We start from the raw sequence: 17,737 nt of genomic DNA, 5'->3' as shown, positions 1-17,737 counted from the left end.
TCCTTCGGGGGTCTCAGGCGCGGGTCAGGTAACGCTCGTATCCCTCGGCTTCGAGCTGCTCGGCCAGCTCCGGACCGCCCTCCTGGACGATCTTGCCGGCGACGAACACGTGCACGAAGTCGGGCTTCACGTAGCGCAGGATGCGGGTGTAGTGGGTGATCAGCAGGACGCCGGTCTCGCCGGTGTCCTTGACCCGGTTGACGCCCTCGCTGACGATGCGCAGCGCGTCGATGTCCAGGCCCGAGTCGGTCTCGTCGAGGATGGCCACCTTCGGCTTCAGCAGCTCCAGCTGCACGATCTCGTGGCGCTTCTTCTCGCCGCCGGAGAAGCCCTCGTTGACGTTGCGCTGGGCGAACGACGGGTCCATCTGCAGCCGCTCCATCGCGGAGCGCAGCTCGCCGCCCCAGGTGCGCAGCTTCGGGGCCTCGCCGTCGATCGCGGTCTTCGCCGTACGCAGGAAGTTCGCCACCGAGACGCCCGGCACCTCGACCGGGTACTGCATGGCCAGGAACAGGCCCGCGCGGGCGCGCTCGTCGACGCTCATGGCCAGCACGTCGGCGCCGTCCAGGGTCACCGTCCCGCCGGTGATCTCGTACTTGGGGTGGCCGGCGATGGAGTACGCCAAAGTGGACTTGCCGGAGCCGTTCGGACCCATGATGGCGTGGGTCTCGCCGGCCTTCACGGTCAGGTCGACGCCGGCCAGGATCGGCTTGAGCTCGCCCTCGGGCAGCTTGACCGACACCTGCAGGTCACGGATCTCGAGGGTGCTCACGGCATTACTCCATTGCTCGGTGTCGAAGAGACGTAGATTTCACCGTCGCGGATCTCGACGGGGAAGGTCGCCACCGGCTCGGTGGCGGGCAGTCCGGTGGGCTCGCCGGTACGCAGGTCGAACCGCGAGCCGTGCAGCCAGCATTCGAGGGTGCAGCCGTCGACCTCACCCTCGGAGAGGGCGACGGTGGCGTGGCTGCACTCGTCGCGTACCGCGTAGAACGAGTCGTCGTCGGTGTGCACGACGGCGATGTCCACGCCGTCGACCTCGACGCTGATCGCGGTGCCCTTCGCGACGTCGTCGGCGGACCCGACCATCTGGAACGTCACGACTCGACCTCCGCCAAGCGGGACTCGATGGTCTCGCCGAGCCGCTCGCGCAGTTCCTCGATGGGCACCTTGTTGATCAGCTCGGCGAAGAAGCCGCGCACGACCAGCTTGCGGGCCTCGTCCTCCGGGATGCCCCGCGCCATCAGGTAGAACAGCTGCTCGTCGTCGAAGCGGCCGGTCGCGCTGGCGTGGCCCGCCCCGGCGACCTCGCCGGTCTCGATCTCCAGGTTGGGCACGGAGTCGGCCCGGGCGCCGTCGGTGAGCAGCAGGTTCCGGTTGATCTCGTACGTGTCCGTGCCGGTCGCGGCCGCGCGGATCAGCACGTCGCCGACCCACACGGTGTGCGCCGAGGCGCCCTGCAGCGCGCCCCGGTAGCCGACGTAGCTGCGGCAGTCCGGCACGCCGTGGTCGACCAGCTGGCGGTGCTCGAAGTGCTGGCCGGCGTCGGCGAAGTACAGGCCCCACAGCTCGGCCTCGCCGCCGCGACCCGCGTACTCGACGCTGGTGAACTGGCGGACCAGGGAGCCGCCGAGCGCCACCTGCACGTGGTTGACCCGGGCGTCGCGGCCGACCCGGAACCGGATGTGCTGCGCCTGCACTGCGTCCGACGCCCACTCGGCGAGCGTGACCAGATGCAGCTGGGCGCCGTCACCCACGATCACCTCGACGTTGTCGGCCAGCACGGCGCTGCCGACCTGCTCCAGCACGAGGGTGACCTGGGCGAACCCGCCGACCTTGATCACCGTACGGGCCGCGGCGGCCTCCGTGCCCTGGCCGACGACCTTGATCAGTACGGGCGCGTCCGCGACCGTCTCGGACGCCACCTCGATCAGGTTCACGTCGCCCGCCGAGCCGAAGGCCAGCGCGCTGACCCGGTCGAACGGGATCAGCACCGGCTCCACGTCGGCGGTGGAGACGGACTTGACGGCCACCCCGGCCGGCAGGTCGCCGTACTCCAGCACCGGGGCGGCCCCGGTCAGCGTGCTCGCCGTGACCAGCGACCCGAGCCGCTTGAGCGGGGTGAAGCGCCACTCCTCCTCCAGGCCCGTCAGGGCCGGGAAGTCGGCGACGTCGAAGGAACGCAGCACCTGCGACTTGGTGCTCGGGGGTGCCAGGGCCTCGGTAGTCATCTCGTCCTTGCTCAGTTGGTCGGGGTTTCTCAAGCTCAAGCGGTGGGCGCGCGGCGAGTGGGCGCTAGCCCACCGCCCCCTCCATCTGCAGCTCGATCAGGCGGTTCAGCTCCAGGGCGTACTCCATGGGGAGCTCCTTGGCGATCGGCTCGATGAAGCCGCGCACGATCATCGCCATGGCCTCGTCCTCGGTCAGGCCCCGGCTCATCAGGTAGAAGAGCTGGTCCTCGCTGACCTTGGAGACGGTCGCCTCGTGGCCCATGGCCACGTCGTCCTCGCGGATGTCGACGTACGGGTACGTGTCGCTGCGGCTGATCGTGTCGACCAGCAGCGCGTCGCACTTGACCGTGCTCTTGGAGTGCGCCGAGCCCTCCAGCACCTGCACCAGGCCCCGGTAGCTGGTCCGGCCACCGCCCCGGGCGATCGACTTGCTGACGATCGTCGAGGAGGTGTGCGGCGCGGCGTGCACCATCTTGGCGCCCGCGTCCTGGTGCTGGCCCTCGCCGGCCATGGCGACCGAGAGCACCTCGCCCTTGGCGTGCGGGCCGGTCATGTAGACCGCCGGGTACTTCATGGTCACCTTGGAGCCGATGTTGCCGTCGATCCACTCCATGGTCGCGCCCTCCTCGCAGGTGGCGCGCTTGGTGACCAGGTTGTAGACGTTGTTCGACCAGTTCTGGATGGTCGTGTACCGGCAGCGGGCGTTCTTCTTGACGATGATCTCGACGACCGCGGAGTGCAGCGAGTCGGAGGAGTAGATCGGCGCGGTGCAGCCCTCGACGTAGTGCACGTACGCGCCCTCGTCCACGATGATCAGGGTCCGCTCGAACTGGCCCATGTTCTCCGTGTTGATCCGGAAGTAGGCCTGCAGCGGGATCTCGACGTGGACGCCCTTGGGCACGTAGATGAAGGAGCCGCCGGACCACACAGAGGTGTTCAGCGACGCGAACTTGTTGTCGCCGACCGGGATGACGGTGCCGAAGTACTCCTTGAAGATGTCCTCGTGCTCGCGCAGGCCGGTGTCGGTGTCGAGGAAGATGACGCCCTGCTCCTCGAGGTCCTCACGGATCTTGTGGTAGACGACCTCGGACTCGTACTGCGCGGCGACACCGGCCACCAGGCGCGCCTTCTCCGCCTCGGGGATGCCGAGCCGGTCGTACGTGTTCTTGATGTCCTCGGGCAGGTCCTCCCACGACTGGGCCTGCTTCTCGGTCGAGCGCACGAAGTACTTGATGTTCTGGAAGTCGATGCCGGTGAGGTCGGCGCCCCAGTTCGGCATGGGCTTGCGGTCGAACAGGCGCAGACCCTTGAGCCGGCGCTCGAGCATCCACTCCGGCTCGTTCTTCTTCGCGGAGATGTCGCGCACCACGGCCTCGGACAGGCCACGCTGGGCGGTGGCGCCCGCAACGTCGGCGTCGGCCCAGCCGTACTCGTACTTGCCCAGGGCAGCGAGGTGCTCTTCCTGAGTAGCGATCTGGTCGGTCATCTATCCGGTCCTAACCGTGATTGCGGGTTTCTCCCGCGCCGGTCCCGGGATGTGCGTGGTGCACACCCCGTCGCCGTGCGCGATGGTGGCGAGACGCTGCACGTGGGTGCCGATGAGCCGCGAGATGACCGCGGTCTCGGCGTCGCACAGCTGGGGAAACTCGGCGGCCACGTGCGCCACCGGGCAGTGGTGCTGGCACAGCTGCCCGCCGGACGCGATCGCGGTCGCGTTGGCAGCGTAGCCCTCGGCGGTCAGCGCCTCGGCGAGCGCCTCCGCCCGGGCGATCGGGTCCTCGCCGGCCGAGCGAAGCACGGCCCGGCAGCGCTCCTCCAGCGGGGCGACCTGGGCGGCGGCGAACGCGCCGACCGCTTCGGGGCCGCCGTGCTCGGCGATCCAGCGCAGTGCGGCCGTGGCGATGCCGTCGTAGAAGTGCGGGAAGCCCTCGCGCGCCTCGGCGGTCAGCACGAACGTCTTGGCGGGGCGGCCCCGGCCGCGCGGGCCGCGCTGCGGGCGCTCGCGCACCTCGACGAGGCGTTCGGCCAGCATGGCGTCGAGGTGTTTGCGGATCGCGGCGGGGCTCAGGCCCAGCTCCGCGCCCAGCTCGGCCGCGGTGGCCGCGCCGCGCTCCAGCAGCAACTGGGCGACCCGGTCACGGGTGCGTCCGTCCGGGGCGCTGGCGTTCGCCACCGCACCCCCTCGGGGCAGCACCGCGTTTTTCACAACGGCAACGTTACGTATTTCCCCGAGCAGCCGCAAACCCGGGTCCCGGTGATCCAGGACACCGCCGCCGACCAGCGCGCGCAAACAAGATCAAATCTACGCGTACGATCCGGGAGGTGAGCTTCCGCGCCCCCCTGCGCCCCCTCGCCCTGGCGAGCCTGGTGGCCAACATCGCGCTGGTCGTCACCGGTGCCGCGGTCCGCCTGACCGGCTCCGGGCTGGGCTGCCCCACGTGGCCCCGGTGCACCGACGCCTCGTACACGACGACCGCCGCCATGGGTGTGCACGGCGCGATCGAATTCGGCAACCGGCTGCTGAGCATCGCCCTGGCCCTGATCGCCCTGGCCTGCTTCCTGGCCGCGCTCTGGCAGCGACCCCGGCGCCGCTCCCTGGTGCTGCTGTCGCTGGTCATCGGCCTGGGCATCCCCGGCCAGGGCGTGATCGGCGGCATCACCGTGCTCACCGACCTCAACCCGTGGGTGGTCGGGCTGCACTTCCTGCTCTCCATGGCGCTGATCGCGCTCGCGTACGCGCTGTGGCGGCGCACCGGCGAGGGCGACGGCCCGGCCCGGCCGCTGGTGGCCGCGCCGCTGCGCACGCTGGCCCGGCTGACCGCGGTGGTCAGCGCGGCCGTGATCGTGGTCGGCGTGGTGGTGACCGGCAGCGGCCCGCACGCGGGCGACGAACACGCCCGGCGCAACGGGCTGGACCCGGAGATGATCTCTCAGGCCCACGCCGACCTGGTGTTCCTGCTGCTCGGACTGACCGTGGCGCTGTGGTTCGCGCTGCGCGCCGTGGGCGCACCGCAGGCCGCGGTCCGGGCGGCGGCGGTGCTCGTGGCGGTCGAGCTGGCCCAGGGGCTGATCGGCTTCGTGCAGTACTTCACGCACCTGCCGGTGCTGCTGGTGGGTGCGCACATGCTCGGCGCCTGCCTGGTCTGGGTGGGCACCCTGGCCGTGCTGTGGAGTCTGCGCGAACGCCCCCCGGCGCTCGCCGCCCCGGAATCGGCGGCGTCTGCGGCCACCCCGGCCGAACCCGTCAGCCCGGTGCCTGCGGCTCACTGACCCTTCCCGGCGCCGGGAGCGCGGCGGGGGGTGGGCAGGGCGACCCGGGATCGCTCCCGGGTCGCGGGACTGGACAGGATCAGGTCAACGGCGTGCTGTGCCCCGCGGGGTCAGCGGGCCATGCTCCGGCGCGACATCGAGCGCCACAGGTCGCCGCTGGGGCGCATCTGCTCCATCAGCTCGCGCTCCCACTCGTTCTGAACTTCGACTCCCGCGACCTCGCAGGCCTGGCGGGCGACGTCGGTGCCGTCGGCGAACTGGTCGGTCCAAGCGCCGTCCTCACCGACCAGGACGATGCGGGCGCCACGCTTGCCGACGTACTCGATGACCGCCTTGGCGCCGCCGTGTCCCACGGCGAACGACCGGATGCCGGCGGTCAGTGTCGTATCGGAACCTTGTGCCATGAGGGGCAGCCTAAGCAGACTCCGGGCGGGAGCACGCGCCCGTCGACGATTTTTGTGACGCCAATTACCTGCGGCGATAGGTGATCACGGCATTGGTATGCACCAATTGCGCCCGAATTGCACAACCGCCGCGGTTCCTCCGAACGAGCGCGATTCGGTCACCCGACCGCGCGTCACCCCGTAACCTGCCGGCCGTGGCCACCGCGCGGCGGCCCGGTCGCCCGGCCTCAGCGCAGGGCGTCGATCGCGACCGCGATGAACAGGATCGTCAGGTAGGTGACGGACCAGTGGAACAGCCGCATCGGCTTGAGCGGCTCCCCACGGCGTCCCCGGCGCACGAGCATGAGCGCCTCGCCGAGGAACAGCGCGCCGGTCACGATCGCGGTCACGCCGTAGACGATGCCCAGGCCCAGCGGCCAGGCGGCCAGCGAGGCGGCGACCGTCACCACGGTCCAGAGCAGGATCTCGTTGTTGACCCGGCGCGCGGAGCGGACCACCGGGAGCATCGGGATTCCGGCCCGGGCATAGTCGTCCTTGTACGTGATCGCGAGCGCGTAGAAATGCGGCATCTGCCAAAAGAAGACAACCGCAAAAAGCGCCCACCCGCCGGGGGCCAGCGAGCCCGTCACCGCGGCCCAGCCGATCAGCACCGGGGCCGCCCCACACACCCCGCCCCAGAAGGTGTTCTGCGAGGTACGGCGCTTGAGCCACAGCGTGTAGACGAGGTCGTAGTACGCGATCGCGGCCGCGGTCAGCGCGGTCGCCAGCCAGTTCGTGAACGCGGCCATCAGCACCAGCGACACCGCCGCCAGGACCAGCCCGAACACCAGCGCCGCGCGCGGCGTCACCGTGTGCGCCGGCAGCGGGCGCCGCTTCGTGCGCCGCATCAGCTGGTCGATGTCGCGGTCGAGGTAGCAGTTCAGCGCGCTCGCCGCGCCGGCGGCCAGCGAGCCGCCGACCAGCACCACCGCGACCAGGCCCAGGTCCGGCCACCCGCCCGCGGCCAGCATCATCGCCGGGACCGTCGTGACCAGCAGCAGTTCCACGATGCGCGGCTTGGTGAGCGCGACATAGGCCCGCAGCACCGCCCGGACATCGCGGCGCGCCGCCGAACCGCCCGCCGGGAACGACGCCGCCTCGCTGGACGGCTGCCCCTGGGGACGCTCGGTGATCATGCTCACGGACAGCCACCTTCCGGCATCGGCGCGGACTTGCGCGCCCCGAGCCGGCGGGGCCGACGGCACGCTCGGACAGACTACGCGCAGCCCATACGGCCGGCCGGAGGACCCGTCCCGGGTGCAGGGCGTCACACATGGCGACCAGGGAACCGGGCCGCGACGCCTGTCCGCTCTCAGCCTATGGGCCTACCAGGTTCATGGGGCGGGCGTTCACGGGTAATGGATAGGGTCGAGCACGAAGGGTCCCCCGAGACGCCCCGAGGAGCAGAACCGACGTGGCTGGCACAGATGCTTTGAACTGGTCCGACCTCGACCGGCGGGCGGTCGACACCGTCCGTGTCCTGGCGATGGACGCCGTCGAGAAGGCCGGCAACGGTCACCCCGGCACCGCCATGAGCCTCGCCCCCGCGGCCTACCTGTTGTTCAACCGGGTCATGCGGCACGACCCGACCGATCCGGCCTGGCCGGGGCGCGACCGCTTCGTGCTGTCGTGCGGGCACTCCAGCCTCACCCTCTACATCCAGCTCTACCTCAACGGCTACGGCCTGTCACTGGATGACCTGGCCTCGCTGCGGCAGTGGGGGTCACTCACCCCCGGTCACCCCGAGCACGGGCACACCCCCGGCGTGGAGACCACCACCGGCCCGCTCGGACAGGGCATCGGCAACGCGGTCGGCATGGCGATGGCGGCCCGCCGCGAGCGCGGCCTGTTCGACCCCACCGCCGAGCCCGGACAGTCCCCGTTCGACCACCACATCTGGGCGATCGCCTCGGACGGTGACATCGAGGAGGGCATCAGCCACGAGGCCAGCGCGCTGGCCGGCACCCAGCAGCTGGGCAACCTCACGCTGATCTGGGACGACAACGAGATCTCGATCGAGGACGACACCCGCATCGCCAAGAGCGAGGACGTCGCCGCCCGGTACGCGGCGTACGGCTGGCACGTGCAGACCGTGGACTGGCGCGGCGGGGACCCCGCCGACGGTGAGTACCACGAGGACGTCGCGGCGCTGTACGCGGCGCTGCAGGCCAGCCGCGCCGAGACCGACCGGCCGTCGTTCATCGCGCTGCGCACGATCATCGGCTGGCCCGCGCCGAACAAGCAGAACACCGGCAAGATCCACGGCTCGGCGCTGGGCGCCGACGAGGTGGCCGCCACCAAGGAGATCCTCGGCTTCGACCCGCAGGGCAGCTTCGCGGTCGACGAGAAGGTCCTCGCGCACGCCCGCGAGGTCGTCACGCGCGGCCGCGACGCGCACGCGCGGTGGCAGCGCGACTTCGACGCCTGGGCCGCGGCGAACCCGGAGGCGCGCGCGCTGTTCGACCGGCTGGCCGCACGCACCCTGCCCGACGGCTGGGCCGACGCGCTGCCGGAGTTCCCCGCCGACGCCAAGGGCATCGCCACCCGGGCCGCCTCCGGCAAGGTGCTCGAGGCGCTCGCCCCCGTGCTGCCGGAGCTGTGGGGCGGCTCGGCCGACCTGGCCGAGAGCAACAACACCACGATGAAGGGCGAGCCGTCGTTCATCCCGGCCGAGCACGCCACCAAGGCGTTCCCCGGCCACGAGTACGGCCGTACGCTGCACTTCGGCATCCGCGAGCACGCGATGGGCGCCATCCTCAACGGCATCGTGCTGCACGGCGGCACCCGCCCCTACGGCGGCACGTTCCTCGTGTTCAGCGACTACATGCGCCCCGCGGTCCGGCTGGCCGCCCTGATGAAGCTGCCCGTGACGTACGTGTGGACGCACGACTCGATCGGCCTGGGCGAGGACGGCCCCACCCACCAGCCGGTGGAGCACCTGACCGCGCTGCGCGCCATCCCCGGCCTCGACGTGGTCCGCCCCGCCGACGCGAACGAGACCGCGTGGGCGTGGCGCGGCGCGCTGGAGCACACCGACCGGCCGACCGCGCTGGCGCTGAGCCGCCAGGCGCTGCCCACGATCGACCGCGACCGGTACGCCTCCGCCGCGGGCGTCCTCAAGGGCGGCTACATCATCTCCGAGGCCACCGGTGGGCAGCCGCAGGTGATCCTCATCGGCACCGGCTCCGAGGTGCAGTACTGCCTCATCGCCCAGGAGCGCCTGGAGGCCGACGGCACCCCGACCCGGGTCGTGTCGATGCCCTGCCAGGAGTGGTTCTTCGCGCAGGACACCGCGTACCAGCAGCAGGTGCTGCCGCACGGGGTCAAGGCCCGGGTCAGTGTGGAGGCCGGGATCTCCCTGAGCTGGCACCGCATCCTGGGCGACTGCGGCGAGGCGGTCAGCATCGAGCACTACGGCGCCAGCGCCCCGGCCGGAGTGCTGTTCGAACAGTTCGGGTTCACCGCGGACAACGTGGTGGCCAAGGCCCACGCCGCCCTCGCGAAGGTCGGCGAGATCACCGGTACGACCACCGGCAACTGATCTTCACAGGCGGTTTGGCCGTACTACCAGCTCGGAAACTGAGCTGCCTAGACGGTTCGCCGCAGTGCACGACCAAGAAATGAGGTAGCGCGATGACCGACAGGCTGGCAGAGCTGTCCGCCGCAGGTGTGGCGGTCTGGCTTGACGATCTATCCCGGGTGCGGCTGACGAGCGGCTCGCTGGACAAGATGCGCCGTGAGCAGCACGTGGTGGGCGTGACCACCAACCCGACCATCTTCGCCAAGGCCCTCGCGGACGCCGACGCGTACGACGAGCAGCTGCGCGACCTGGGCACCCAGGGCGTCACGGTGGAGGAGGCGGTACGCCTGCTCACCGGCTACGACGTGCGCTGGGCGTGCGACGTGATGCGGCCCGCGTACGACGCGTCGGGCGGGGTCGACGGCCGGGTGTCCATCGAGGTGGACCCGCGGCTGGCGTACGAGACCGCGAAGACCGCCGCCGAGGCGCGCACGCTGTGGTGGCTGGTGGACCGGCCGAACCTGTTCATCAAGATCCCGGCGACCGAGGCGGGCCTGCCCGCGATCACCGCCACCCTGGCCGCGGGGATCAGCGTCAACGTGACGCTGATCTTCTCGCTGGAGCGGTACCGGGCGGTCATGGACGCGTTCCTGTCCGGCCTGGAGCAGGCCAAGGCGAACGGCCACGACCTCACGAAGATCGGCTCGGTGGCGTCGTTCTTCGTGTCCCGGGTGGACACGGAGGTCGACAAGCGGCTCGACAAGATCGGCACGGACGAGGCCAGGGCGATGCGGGGCAAGGCCGCGATCGCCAACGCGCGGCTGGCGTACGAGGCGTACACCGAGGTGTTCGCGACCGACCGCTGGCAGAAGCTGGCCGACGCGGGCGCGCACCCGCAGCGTCCGCTGTGGGCGTCCACCTCGACCAAGAACCCGGACTTCCCGGACACGATCTACGTCGAGGAGCTCATCGCCCCCGGGACGGTCAACACCATGCCCGAGTCGGTGATCTTCGCGTTCGAGGATCACGGCACGGTCCGCGGCGACACCGTGACCGGTGCGTACGACTCCGCTCGCAAGGTCCTCGCCGACCTGGCCGCGCTCGGCATCGACTACGACGACGTCGTGCGGGTACTGGAGGAGGAGGGCGTCGAGAAGTTCGAGGCGAGCTGGGTCGAGCTGCTCGACGGCGTCGGCAAGTCGCTGCGCGCGGCCGCCCAGGGCGCCGCACACCCCAGCGACGCCGCGAAGAGCGCCTGAGGTTCCCGTCCGCCCGGCCGGTCTTCCCGGCCGGGCGGTCCAACCCCGGCCCGCCACCGTACGGGGGCACCACAAGCTGGCAGGATGGGACACGTGGGTAATCCGCTGCGCGCACCACAGGACCGTCGCCTGCCCCGGATCCCGGAGCCGTGCGCTCTGGTGATCTTCGGGGTGACCGGCGACCTGTCCCGCAAGAAGCTCATTCCGGCGGTCTACGACCTCGCCAACCGCGGCCTGCTGCCGCCCGGCTTCGTGGTCCTGGGCTTCGCCCGCCGCGACTGGGGCGACGGGGACTTCGAGTCCCTGGCCTACCAGGCGGCCAAGAACGGCGCCCGCACCCCGTGGCGCGAGGACGTGTGGCAGCGGCTGGCCAGCCAGTTCCAGTTCGTGCCCGGTTCGTTCGACGACGACGCCGCGTTCGACCAGCTGGCCACGACGCTAGACGACCTGCGCGAGCGCAACGGCATCGCGGGCAACGCCGCGTTCTACTTCTCCATCCCGCCGGCCGCGTTCCCGATGGTGCTCAACCAGCTCAACCGCACCGGCATGGCCGACAACGCCAAGTCCGGCGGCTGGCGCCGGGTCGTCGTGGAGAAGCCGTTCGGCAACGACCTGAAGACCGCGATGCAGCTCAACCAGCTCGTCGACGAGGTCTTCACCCCGCAGGACGTCTTCCGCATCGACCACTACCTGGGCAAGGAGACGGTCCAGAACATCCTGGCCCTGCGCTTCGCGAACAACCTGTTCGAGCCGGTGTGGAACTCCAAGTACGTCGACAGTGTCCAGATCACCATGGCCGAGGACGTCGGCATCGGCACCCGCGCCGCGTTCTACGACTCCGCCGGGGCCGCCCGCGACGTGCTGCAGAACCACCTGCTGCAACTGCTGGCGCTGGTGGGCATGGAGGAGCCGACCAGCTTCGACCCCAACGAGATCCGCGCCGAGAAGCTGAAGGTGCTCAAGGCGATCAGCCTGCCCGCGGACATCGCGCACGGTTCCGTACGCGGCCAGTACCTGCCCGGCTGGGTGGCCGGCGAGCGCGCCGTCGGCTACCTGGAGGAGAAGGGCGTACCCCCCGACTCCACCACGGAGACCTATGTGGCCGTGCGGCTGGGCATCCAGAACCGCCGCTGGGCCGGGGTGCCGTTCTTCGTCCGGGTCGGTAAGCGGATGCCGCGCCGGGTGACCGAGATCGCGATCCTGTTCAAGAAGGCGCCGCACCTGCCGTTCAACCCCGCCGACGTGGAGATGCTGGGCAACAACCAGCTCGTCATCCGGGTCCAGCCCGACGAGGGCGTGGTGCTGAAGTTCGGTTCCAAGGTGCCGGGCACCACGATGGAGGTCCGCGACATCGCGATGGACTTCCAGTACGGCGAGGCGTTCACCGAGTCCAGCCCCGAGGCGTACGAGCGGCTCGTGCTCGACGTCCTGGTCGGCGACCGGACCCTGTTCCCGGACGCGGCCGAGGTGGAGCAGAGCTGGCGGGTGATCGACCCGCTGGAGGCGGCGTGGGCCGGGACCACCCCGGAGCCGTACCGGTCCGGCGAGTGGGGCCCCCGGGCGTCCGACGAGATGCTGGCCCGCGAGGGCCGCGCCTGGAGGCGAGCATGATCGGGTTGTGGGACACCACCGGCAACGAGGTGGTCAAGGCCCTCGCCGCCGAACGCCGCTCCGCGGGCGGGGTGGCCAGCGGTCTCGCGCTGACCCTGGTGGCCGTGGTCGAGGAGAAGATGGTCCGCGAGGCCGAGGCCGCCGCCACGATCGCCGCCGCGGCGCACCCGTGCCGCCTGCTCATCGTGGTCCGCTCGGATCTGGAGGGCCGCAGCCGCCTGGACGCGGAGATCGTCGTGGGCGGCCGGCTCGGGCCCGCCGAGGCGGTCGTCATGCGCATGTACGGCCGGCTCGCCCTGCACGCCGAGTCGGTGGTCATGCCGCTGCTGGCCCCGGACGTGCCCGTGGTGACGTGGTGGCACGGCGAGCCACCCGAGATGATCGCGAACGACTTCCTCGGCGTGGTCGCCGACCGCCGGATCACCGACTCGAAGCAGGCGCCCGACCCGGTGGCCGCGCTGGTGCAGCGGGCCCACGACTACGCCCCCGGCGACACCGACCTCACCTGGACCCGGATCACCCTGTGGCGCACCCTGGTCGCGGGCGCGTTCGACACCACCGAGGAGGAGGTCGTCGGCGCGAAGATCGTGGCGCCGCGTACCGACCCGACGGCCGCGCTGATGTCCGGCTGGCTCAAGTCGCGGCTGCACATCGACCCGGAGTGGGAGCACACCGACCGGGCGCCGCGGATGCAGTCGGTGCAGTTGCAGTGCGCCAACGGCGACTGCGTGACCGTGACCCGCGAGGAGGGCACGGCGCTGTTCAGCCGTACCGGCCAGGAGGACCGGTACATGCCGCTGCCGAAGCGTCCCGTCGGTGACGAGCTGGCGGAGGAGTTGCGGCGGCTCGACGCCGACCAGGTCTACGCCGACGCGCTCGGCGCGATGGCGGGCATCCCCGACCTCGATCAGCGCCACGCGATGCGGGTGCACGTGTGGAAGGATCCGGCGCTCGCCGAGCGGGCCGGGGCCGTGGAGGGCGCCATGGCGGGGCCCGGCGGTTCGCCCGTCTGACCCGGCGCCGCGAGCGTGGCCGGGCCGGTGCCGTGTCCCGGTCCGTGCCGAAACACCGGGGGCGTGCGGCGTACCGCACGACCTCGTCATGACAAGGGAGAACATGAGCGAGACGGTTGTGGTGGTCGTCCCCGACGCCGAGATCCTGGCGTCGGCCGTGGCGGCGCGGCTGGTTGTGAAGATCATCGACGCGCAGGCCGAGCGGGGCTGGGCCAGCATCGTGCTGACCGGCGGCCGGGTCGCCGCGAAGGTGCTGCGCGCGGTCCGGGAGCTGCCCGCCGCGGACGCGATCGACTGGACGCACGTCGACCTGTGGTGGGGCGACGAGCGGTTCCTGCCCGCCGGTGACCCGGAGCGCAACGAGACCCAGGCCCGCGAGGCCCTGCTGGACGCTCTGTCGCTGGACCCGGCCCGGGTGCACCCGATGCCCGCCGCCGGCGGCCCGGACGGCGACGACGCGGCCGCGGCCGCCGCCCGGTACGCCCGCGAGCTGGCCGCCGCCGCCAAGCCGGGCAGCTCCGAACTGCCGCACTTCGACGTGCTCATGCTGGGCGTCGGCGAGGACGGCCACGTGGCGTCGATCTTCCCGGAGCACCCGGTGTACCACGCGACCGGCACCACCGCGCCGGTGCACAACAGCCCGAAGCCACCGCCGACCCGGGTCACGCTGACCCTGCCGACGATCCAGAGTGCCGAGGAGGTGTGGCTGGTCGCGGCGGGACCGGACAAGGCCGCCGCGGTCGGCATGGCGATCAGCGGGGCCGGGCCCAAGCAGCTGCCCGCGGCCGGGGCGACCGGCACCGACCGTACGTTGTGGCTGCTGGACCGGGCCGCCGCCGCGAACGTCCCGTCGAAGCTGCGTAGCCTGCGCTGAGCACGGAGGCCGCGGCGCCGCTGGCGCACGCGTACTGGATCGGCGGGGGCAGTGGCGCGGGCAAGTCCACGGTCGCCCGCCGCCTCGCGCAGCGGCACGGCCTGCGCCTGTACGTCACGGACGACGTGATGGCCGGGGGTGTTCGTCGAGGGCTTCCGCCTGCTGCCGGACCTGGTACTGCCGTGGGTGCCGCCGGGCCCCGGGTAGCCAGCAGGCTGACGGGCCGGTGCGCGGCCCGGCCGCCTGCCGTCAGGCGGCGAGGAGCTGCGGCACCTTGTCGAACAGCTGGGTCGTGTAGGTGACCATCTCGTGCAGCATCCAGTTGCCGCTGACCAGCAGCGCCACCCCGACCCCGGCCGCCTTGGGCACGAAGGACAGGGTCGCCTCCTGGATCTGGGTGACGGACTGGAACAGCGAGATCGCGAAGCCGATCAGCAGCGCGGTCAACAGGATCGGCGCGGACATCTTGGTGGCGATGGTCAGTGCCTGCATGGCCAGCTCAACGATCATCGTGTCGGTCATGCCATCCCGTTCGGGCGCTGGGCGCGGCCGAAGAGCGCCGAACGGGCGCACGCGGGTTGCCGTTGGGTTCGCCCCGCCGGATCCCTCAAGTGCCGCGACGCCGCCAACGGTCACGCGCCGCCGGTCACTCGCCGCGGCGCTGGCGCACCTTCGCGAGGGCCTCGGCGAGGATCGCCTCGCCGTCGGCGTCCGAGCGACGCTCCTTCACGTACGCCAGGTGCGACTTGTACGGCTCGACCCGGCTACGACCCGGCGGGTTCTGCCGGTCCAGGCCGGCGGGCTGCCCGCAGCGGGGGCAGTCCCACGTCTCCGGCAAGGGGGCCTCGGCGGCGAAGCGCACCTCGACCCGGTGGCCCGTGGCGCACCAGTAGGTGACCTCGCGCCGGGGTGCGGGTTCGCTGCGCTCGTCCGGGCGCATCGGGCTGGAGCCGACGCGGCTGCCGCGGATCGCACTGCCACTGGACACGGATGTCACTCCTGTCTCGAGGGGCGTCATACTTCACCGCCGAAGCGGCGGGAGATCCCCCGTTACGGGACCCCGAGGAAAGAACCGCGCGACCCGGGATAGACCGGACCGCGCGGCAGAGTCTACGTCTCCCGGGCCACCGGGAGAAGTGTCGGCGGGTAACCGACTCGTGTCGTTTCAGCCGCCGGACTGGGTGACCCGCAGCCAGAGACCGAGGCCGACGATGCAGGCGAACCAGACGATGCCCACCAGCACGGTGTAGCGGTCGAGGTTCTTCTCCGCGACGCTGGAGCCGGCCAGGCTGGAGGTGACGCCGCCACCGAACATGCTCGACATGCCGCCGCCCTTGCCGCGGTGCAGCAGGATCAGCAGGGTCAGCAGGATGCTGGTGATGAAAAGCAACACGATCAACGTGTACGTGAACGCGATCGGCATGGTCGGTTTCGTCCTCTCGACGGGCGCAGCAGCGCCCCAACAATAGCGGTCACGTCCGCGCCCGGCCGCCCCGGGGACGGCCGGGCGCGAACGCCGCTAACGACCCACGTGCTCCGAGAACCGGCAGATCCCCGCGAATTCGTCCGCGTCCAGGCTGGCGCCGCCGACGAGCGCGCCGTCGACGTCCGGCTGCGCCATGATCGCGGCGGCGTTGCTGGCCTTGACCGAGCCGCCGTACTGGATCCGGACGGCCTCGCCGACCTCGGCGCCGTGCCGCTCGGTCAGCCGGGCCCGGATCGCGCCGCAGACCTCCTGCGCGTCCTCCGGGGTGGCGGTCTTGCCGGTGCCGATGGCCCACACCGGCTCGTACGCGATGACGGTCTGCTTGACCTGCTCGGCCTTGAGCCCGTCCAGGCCCGCGTCGACCTGGGCCAGCACGTGCGACACCTGGTTGCCGGCCTCCCGGATCTCCAGGCCCTCCCCCACGCAGAAGATCGGCGTGAGCTCGGCCGCGAACGCCGCCTTGATCTTCGCGTTGACCAGGGCGTCGTCCTCGTTGTGGTACTGGCGGCGCTCGGAGTGCCCGATCACCACGTACGTGCAGCCCAGCTTCGCCAGCATCCCGCCGGAGATCTCCCCGGTGTACGCCCCGCTGGCGTGCGCGGAGACGTCCTGCGCGCCGTACCCGAGCTGCAGCTTGTCGCCGTCGATCGCGGTCTGCACGCTGCGCAGGGCCGTGAACGGCGGCAGCACGACGACCTCGACCTCGGCGAGGGTCCGCTCGGGCAGGCTGGCCGCGAGCTTCTGCACCAGGAGGATCGCCTCCAGGTGGTTGAGGTTCATCTTCCAGTTGCCGGCGATGATCGGCCGACGGGTTTCGGTCATGGTCACTTCTCCAGGGCCGCGACGCCGGGCAGGGTCTTGCCCTCCAGGTACTCCAGGGAGGCGCCGCCGCCCGTGGAGATGTGCCCGAAGGCGGTCTCGTCCAGGCCGAGGGTGCGCACGGCCGCGGCCGAGTCGCCGCCGCCGACCACCGAGAACCCGTCGATCTTGGTGATGGCCTCGGCCACCCCGCGGGTGCCCGGGGCGAACGGGGCCAGCTCGAACACGCCCATCGGGCCGTTCCAGAACAGCGTCTTCGCGCCGCCGATCGCCTCGGCGAACAGCGCCACCGACTCCGGGCCGATGTCCAGGCCGAGCCGGTCCGCCGGGATCTGCGAGGCGGGCACGGTGACGTGGTCGGCGTCGGCGGAGAACTCCGTCGCCGCGACGAAGTCAACCGGCAGCACGATCCGGCCCTGCGCCTGCTCCAGCAGGTCGGCGCAGGTCTGCACCATGTCGGCTTCGAGCAGCGACTTGCCGACCTCGTGGCCCTGGGCCTTGAGGAACGTGAAGCACATGCCGCCGCCCACGAGCAGCTTGTCGACCTTGGGCAGCAGCGCCTTGATGACCGCCAGCTTGTCGGAGACCTTCGAGCCGCCGAGCACCACCACGTACGGCTGCTCCGGGCTCTCGGTGACCTTCTTGAGCACCTCGACCTCGCGCAGCACCAGACCGCCCGCGTAGTGCGGCAGCCGGGCGGGCACGTCGTACACCGAGGCGTGCTTGCGGTGCACCGCGCCGAACGCGTCGTCGACGTACGCGTCCGCCAGCGCGGCGAGCTGGTCGGCGAACGCGCCGCGCTCGGCGTCGTCCTTGCTGGTCTCGCCCGCGTTGAAACGCAGGTTCTCCAGCAGCAGCACCTGGCCGTCGGTCAGTGCCGCCGCCTTGCCCTGCGCGTCCGCGCCGACCGTGTCGGACGCGAACACCACGGCCGAGCCGAGCAGCTCACCGAGGCGCGCGGCGACCGGCGCGAGCGTGAACTTGGGGTCGGGCGCGCCCTTGGGGCGGCCCAGGTGCGAGCACACCACCACGCGGGCGCCCGCGTCGCGCAGCGCGACCAGGGTCGGCAGCACCGCGCGGATGCGGCCGTCGTCGCTGATCGTGCCCGGGTTGGATTTCTCGAAGGGGACGTTCAGGTCGGCGCGCACGAGCACGCGCCGACCCGAGACACCCTCGCCGAGCAGGTCGTCGAGAGTCTTCACGCTGTCGTC

Annotated in this window: 18 protein-coding genes; 6 read left to right on the top strand and 12 right to left on the bottom strand. The window is 71.3% G+C overall.

All coding sequences use genetic code 11. The features are described from left to right. Positions 1 to 13: 13 nt before the first annotated feature. The 5 genes from sufC to EV385_RS24615 form a co-directional block, all read right to left on the bottom strand. Entirely contained in the window at positions 14 to 772 is a 759-nt protein-coding gene (gene sufC / locus EV385_RS24635) for a Fe-S cluster assembly ATPase SufC (protein WP_130511608.1), read from the bottom strand. Then, positions 769 to 1,089, bottom strand: coding sequence for a non-heme iron oxygenase ferredoxin subunit (locus tag EV385_RS24630; RefSeq protein WP_130513537.1), 321 nt, complete (start codon positions 1,087 to 1,089; stop codon positions 769 to 771). Before EV385_RS24630 ends, sufC begins: the two co-directional genes overlap by 4 nt. Before the next feature lie 8 nt (positions 1,090 to 1,097). Then, on the bottom strand, positions 1,098 to 2,231 hold the full coding sequence (gene sufD, locus EV385_RS24625) for a Fe-S cluster assembly protein SufD (RefSeq protein ID WP_130511607.1): 1,134 nt from the start codon (positions 2,229 to 2,231) through the stop codon (positions 1,098 to 1,100). A gap of 64 nt (positions 2,232 to 2,295) precedes the next feature. Then, on the bottom strand, positions 2,296 to 3,717 hold the full coding sequence (gene sufB / locus EV385_RS24620) for a Fe-S cluster assembly protein SufB (protein ID WP_130511606.1): 1,422 nt from the start codon (positions 3,715 to 3,717) through the stop codon (positions 2,296 to 2,298). Continuing rightward, the gene (locus tag EV385_RS24615; RefSeq protein WP_423203131.1) at positions 3,718 to 4,455 is read right to left on the bottom strand and encodes a helix-turn-helix transcriptional regulator; all 738 of its coding nucleotides are present in this window, start codon (positions 4,453 to 4,455) and stop codon (positions 3,718 to 3,720) included. Between the two features lie 98 nt (positions 4,456 to 4,553). On the opposite strand from EV385_RS24615, the gene EV385_RS24610 reads away from it, so the two are divergent. Beyond that, positions 4,554 to 5,501: a COX15/CtaA family protein gene (locus tag EV385_RS24610; protein WP_242625052.1), complete on the top strand. Its 948-nt coding sequence runs from the start codon at positions 4,554 to 4,556 to the stop codon at positions 5,499 to 5,501. 110 nt (positions 5,502 to 5,611) lie between these two features. Here the strand turns inward: EV385_RS24610 and EV385_RS24605 are convergent, their stop codons facing one another. Continuing rightward, positions 5,612 to 5,905, bottom strand: a complete 294-nt coding sequence (locus EV385_RS24605; RefSeq protein ID WP_130511604.1) for a hypothetical protein — start codon at positions 5,903 to 5,905, stop codon at positions 5,612 to 5,614. Positions 5,906 to 6,132: 227 nt separating this feature from the next. Beyond that, complete coding sequence (locus tag EV385_RS24600) at positions 6,133 to 7,080, bottom strand: heme o synthase (protein ID WP_130513535.1); 948 nt, start codon at positions 7,078 to 7,080, stop codon at positions 6,133 to 6,135. A 350-nt stretch (positions 7,081 to 7,430) separates the two neighbouring features. Here EV385_RS24600 and tkt point away from each other — a divergent pair, with 350 nt between their 5' ends. The 5 genes from tkt (at position 7,431) to pgl (ending at position 14,221) form a co-directional block, all read left to right on the top strand. Next, the gene (gene tkt, locus EV385_RS24595) at positions 7,431 to 9,485 is read left to right on the top strand and encodes a transketolase (RefSeq protein ID WP_242625348.1); all 2,055 of its coding nucleotides are present in this window, start codon (positions 7,431 to 7,433) and stop codon (positions 9,483 to 9,485) included. Positions 9,486 to 9,577: 92 nt separating this feature from the next. Then, positions 9,578 to 10,723 (top strand): transaldolase, encoded by a 1,146-nt coding sequence (tal, locus tag EV385_RS24590; RefSeq protein ID WP_130511602.1) that lies wholly within the window; start codon positions 9,578 to 9,580, stop codon positions 10,721 to 10,723. A gap of 93 nt (positions 10,724 to 10,816) precedes the next feature. Continuing rightward, on the top strand, positions 10,817 to 12,334 hold the full coding sequence (gene zwf / locus EV385_RS24585) for a glucose-6-phosphate dehydrogenase (protein WP_207229918.1): 1,518 nt from the start codon (positions 10,817 to 10,819) through the stop codon (positions 12,332 to 12,334). Further along, complete coding sequence (locus tag EV385_RS24580; RefSeq protein ID WP_130511600.1) at positions 12,331 to 13,347, top strand: glucose-6-phosphate dehydrogenase assembly protein OpcA; 1,017 nt, start codon at positions 12,331 to 12,333, stop codon at positions 13,345 to 13,347. The genes zwf and EV385_RS24580 overlap by 4 nt, the downstream gene beginning before the upstream one ends. 103 nt (positions 13,348 to 13,450) lie before the next feature. Beyond that, positions 13,451 to 14,221 carry a 6-phosphogluconolactonase gene (gene pgl / locus EV385_RS24575; protein ID WP_130511599.1) on the top strand — a complete coding sequence of 257 codons (771 nt, stop codon included), beginning with the start codon at positions 13,451 to 13,453 and terminating at the stop codon, positions 14,219 to 14,221. A gap of 249 nt (positions 14,222 to 14,470) precedes the next feature. Here pgl and EV385_RS24570 read toward each other — a convergent pair whose 3' ends face one another. The 5 genes from EV385_RS24570 to EV385_RS24550 all read right to left on the bottom strand — a co-directional run bounded on the left by EV385_RS24570 (position 14,471) and on the right by EV385_RS24550 (position 17,728). Then, entirely contained in the window at positions 14,471 to 14,743 is a 273-nt protein-coding gene (locus EV385_RS24570; RefSeq protein WP_130511598.1) for a flagellar biosynthetic protein FliQ, read from the bottom strand. Positions 14,744 to 14,867: 124 nt separating this feature from the next. Continuing rightward, complete coding sequence (locus tag EV385_RS24565; RefSeq protein ID WP_130511597.1) at positions 14,868 to 15,209, bottom strand: RNA polymerase-binding protein RbpA; 342 nt, start codon at positions 15,207 to 15,209, stop codon at positions 14,868 to 14,870. A gap of 177 nt (positions 15,210 to 15,386) precedes the next feature. Then, positions 15,387 to 15,644: a preprotein translocase subunit SecG gene (gene secG, locus EV385_RS24560; protein ID WP_130511596.1), complete on the bottom strand. Its 258-nt coding sequence runs from the start codon at positions 15,642 to 15,644 to the stop codon at positions 15,387 to 15,389. Between the two features lie 96 nt (positions 15,645 to 15,740). Further along, a complete protein-coding gene (gene tpiA, locus EV385_RS24555) occupies positions 15,741 to 16,529 on the bottom strand; it encodes a triose-phosphate isomerase (protein WP_130511595.1) in 789 nt (262 codons plus the stop codon). 2 nt (positions 16,530 to 16,531) lie between these two features. After that, entirely contained in the window at positions 16,532 to 17,728 is a 1,197-nt protein-coding gene (locus tag EV385_RS24550) for a phosphoglycerate kinase (protein ID WP_130511594.1), read from the bottom strand. Between the last annotated feature and the right edge of the window lie 9 nt (positions 17,729 to 17,737).

The organism is Krasilnikovia cinnamomea, from assembly GCF_004217545.1.
Lineage (GTDB): Bacteria > Actinomycetota > Actinomycetes > Mycobacteriales > Micromonosporaceae > Actinoplanes > Actinoplanes cinnamomeus.
The sequence above is the reverse complement of the archived record's forward strand: the minus strand, read 5'-3'. Positions and strand labels throughout refer to the sequence as shown.

What these genes read in the sequence shown, in the direction of transcription:
- EV385_RS24630 (WP_130513537.1), bottom strand. Translation starts at nt 1,089, where the DNA reads ATGGTCGGGTCCGCCGACGACGTCGCGAAGGGCACCGCGATCAGCGTC.
- sufD (WP_130511607.1), bottom strand. Translation starts at nt 2,231, where the DNA reads ATGACTACCGAGGCCCTGGCACCCCCGAGCACCAAGTCGCAGGTGCTG.
- sufB (WP_130511606.1), bottom strand. Translation starts at nt 3,717, where the DNA reads ATGACCGACCAGATCGCTACTCAGGAAGAGCACCTCGCTGCCCTGGGC.
- EV385_RS24605 (WP_130511604.1), bottom strand. Translation starts at nt 5,905, where the DNA reads ATGGCACAAGGTTCCGATACGACACTGACCGCCGGCATCCGGTCGTTC.
- EV385_RS24600 (WP_130513535.1), bottom strand. Translation starts at nt 7,080, where the DNA reads ATGATCACCGAGCGTCCCCAGGGGCAGCCGTCCAGCGAGGCGGCGTCG.
- tkt (WP_242625348.1), top strand. Translation starts at nt 7,431, where the DNA reads ATGGACGCCGTCGAGAAGGCCGGCAACGGTCACCCCGGCACCGCCATG.
- tal (WP_130511602.1), top strand. Translation starts at nt 9,578, where the DNA reads ATGACCGACAGGCTGGCAGAGCTGTCCGCCGCAGGTGTGGCGGTCTGG.
- EV385_RS24580 (WP_130511600.1), top strand. Translation starts at nt 12,331, where the DNA reads ATGATCGGGTTGTGGGACACCACCGGCAACGAGGTGGTCAAGGCCCTC.
- pgl (WP_130511599.1), top strand. Translation starts at nt 13,451, where the DNA reads ATGAGCGAGACGGTTGTGGTGGTCGTCCCCGACGCCGAGATCCTGGCG.
- EV385_RS24570 (WP_130511598.1), bottom strand. Translation starts at nt 14,743, where the DNA reads ATGACCGACACGATGATCGTTGAGCTGGCCATGCAGGCACTGACCATC.
- secG (WP_130511596.1), bottom strand. Translation starts at nt 15,644, where the DNA reads ATGCCGATCGCGTTCACGTACACGTTGATCGTGTTGCTTTTCATCACC.
- tpiA (WP_130511595.1), bottom strand. Translation starts at nt 16,529, where the DNA reads ATGACCGAAACCCGTCGGCCGATCATCGCCGGCAACTGGAAGATGAAC.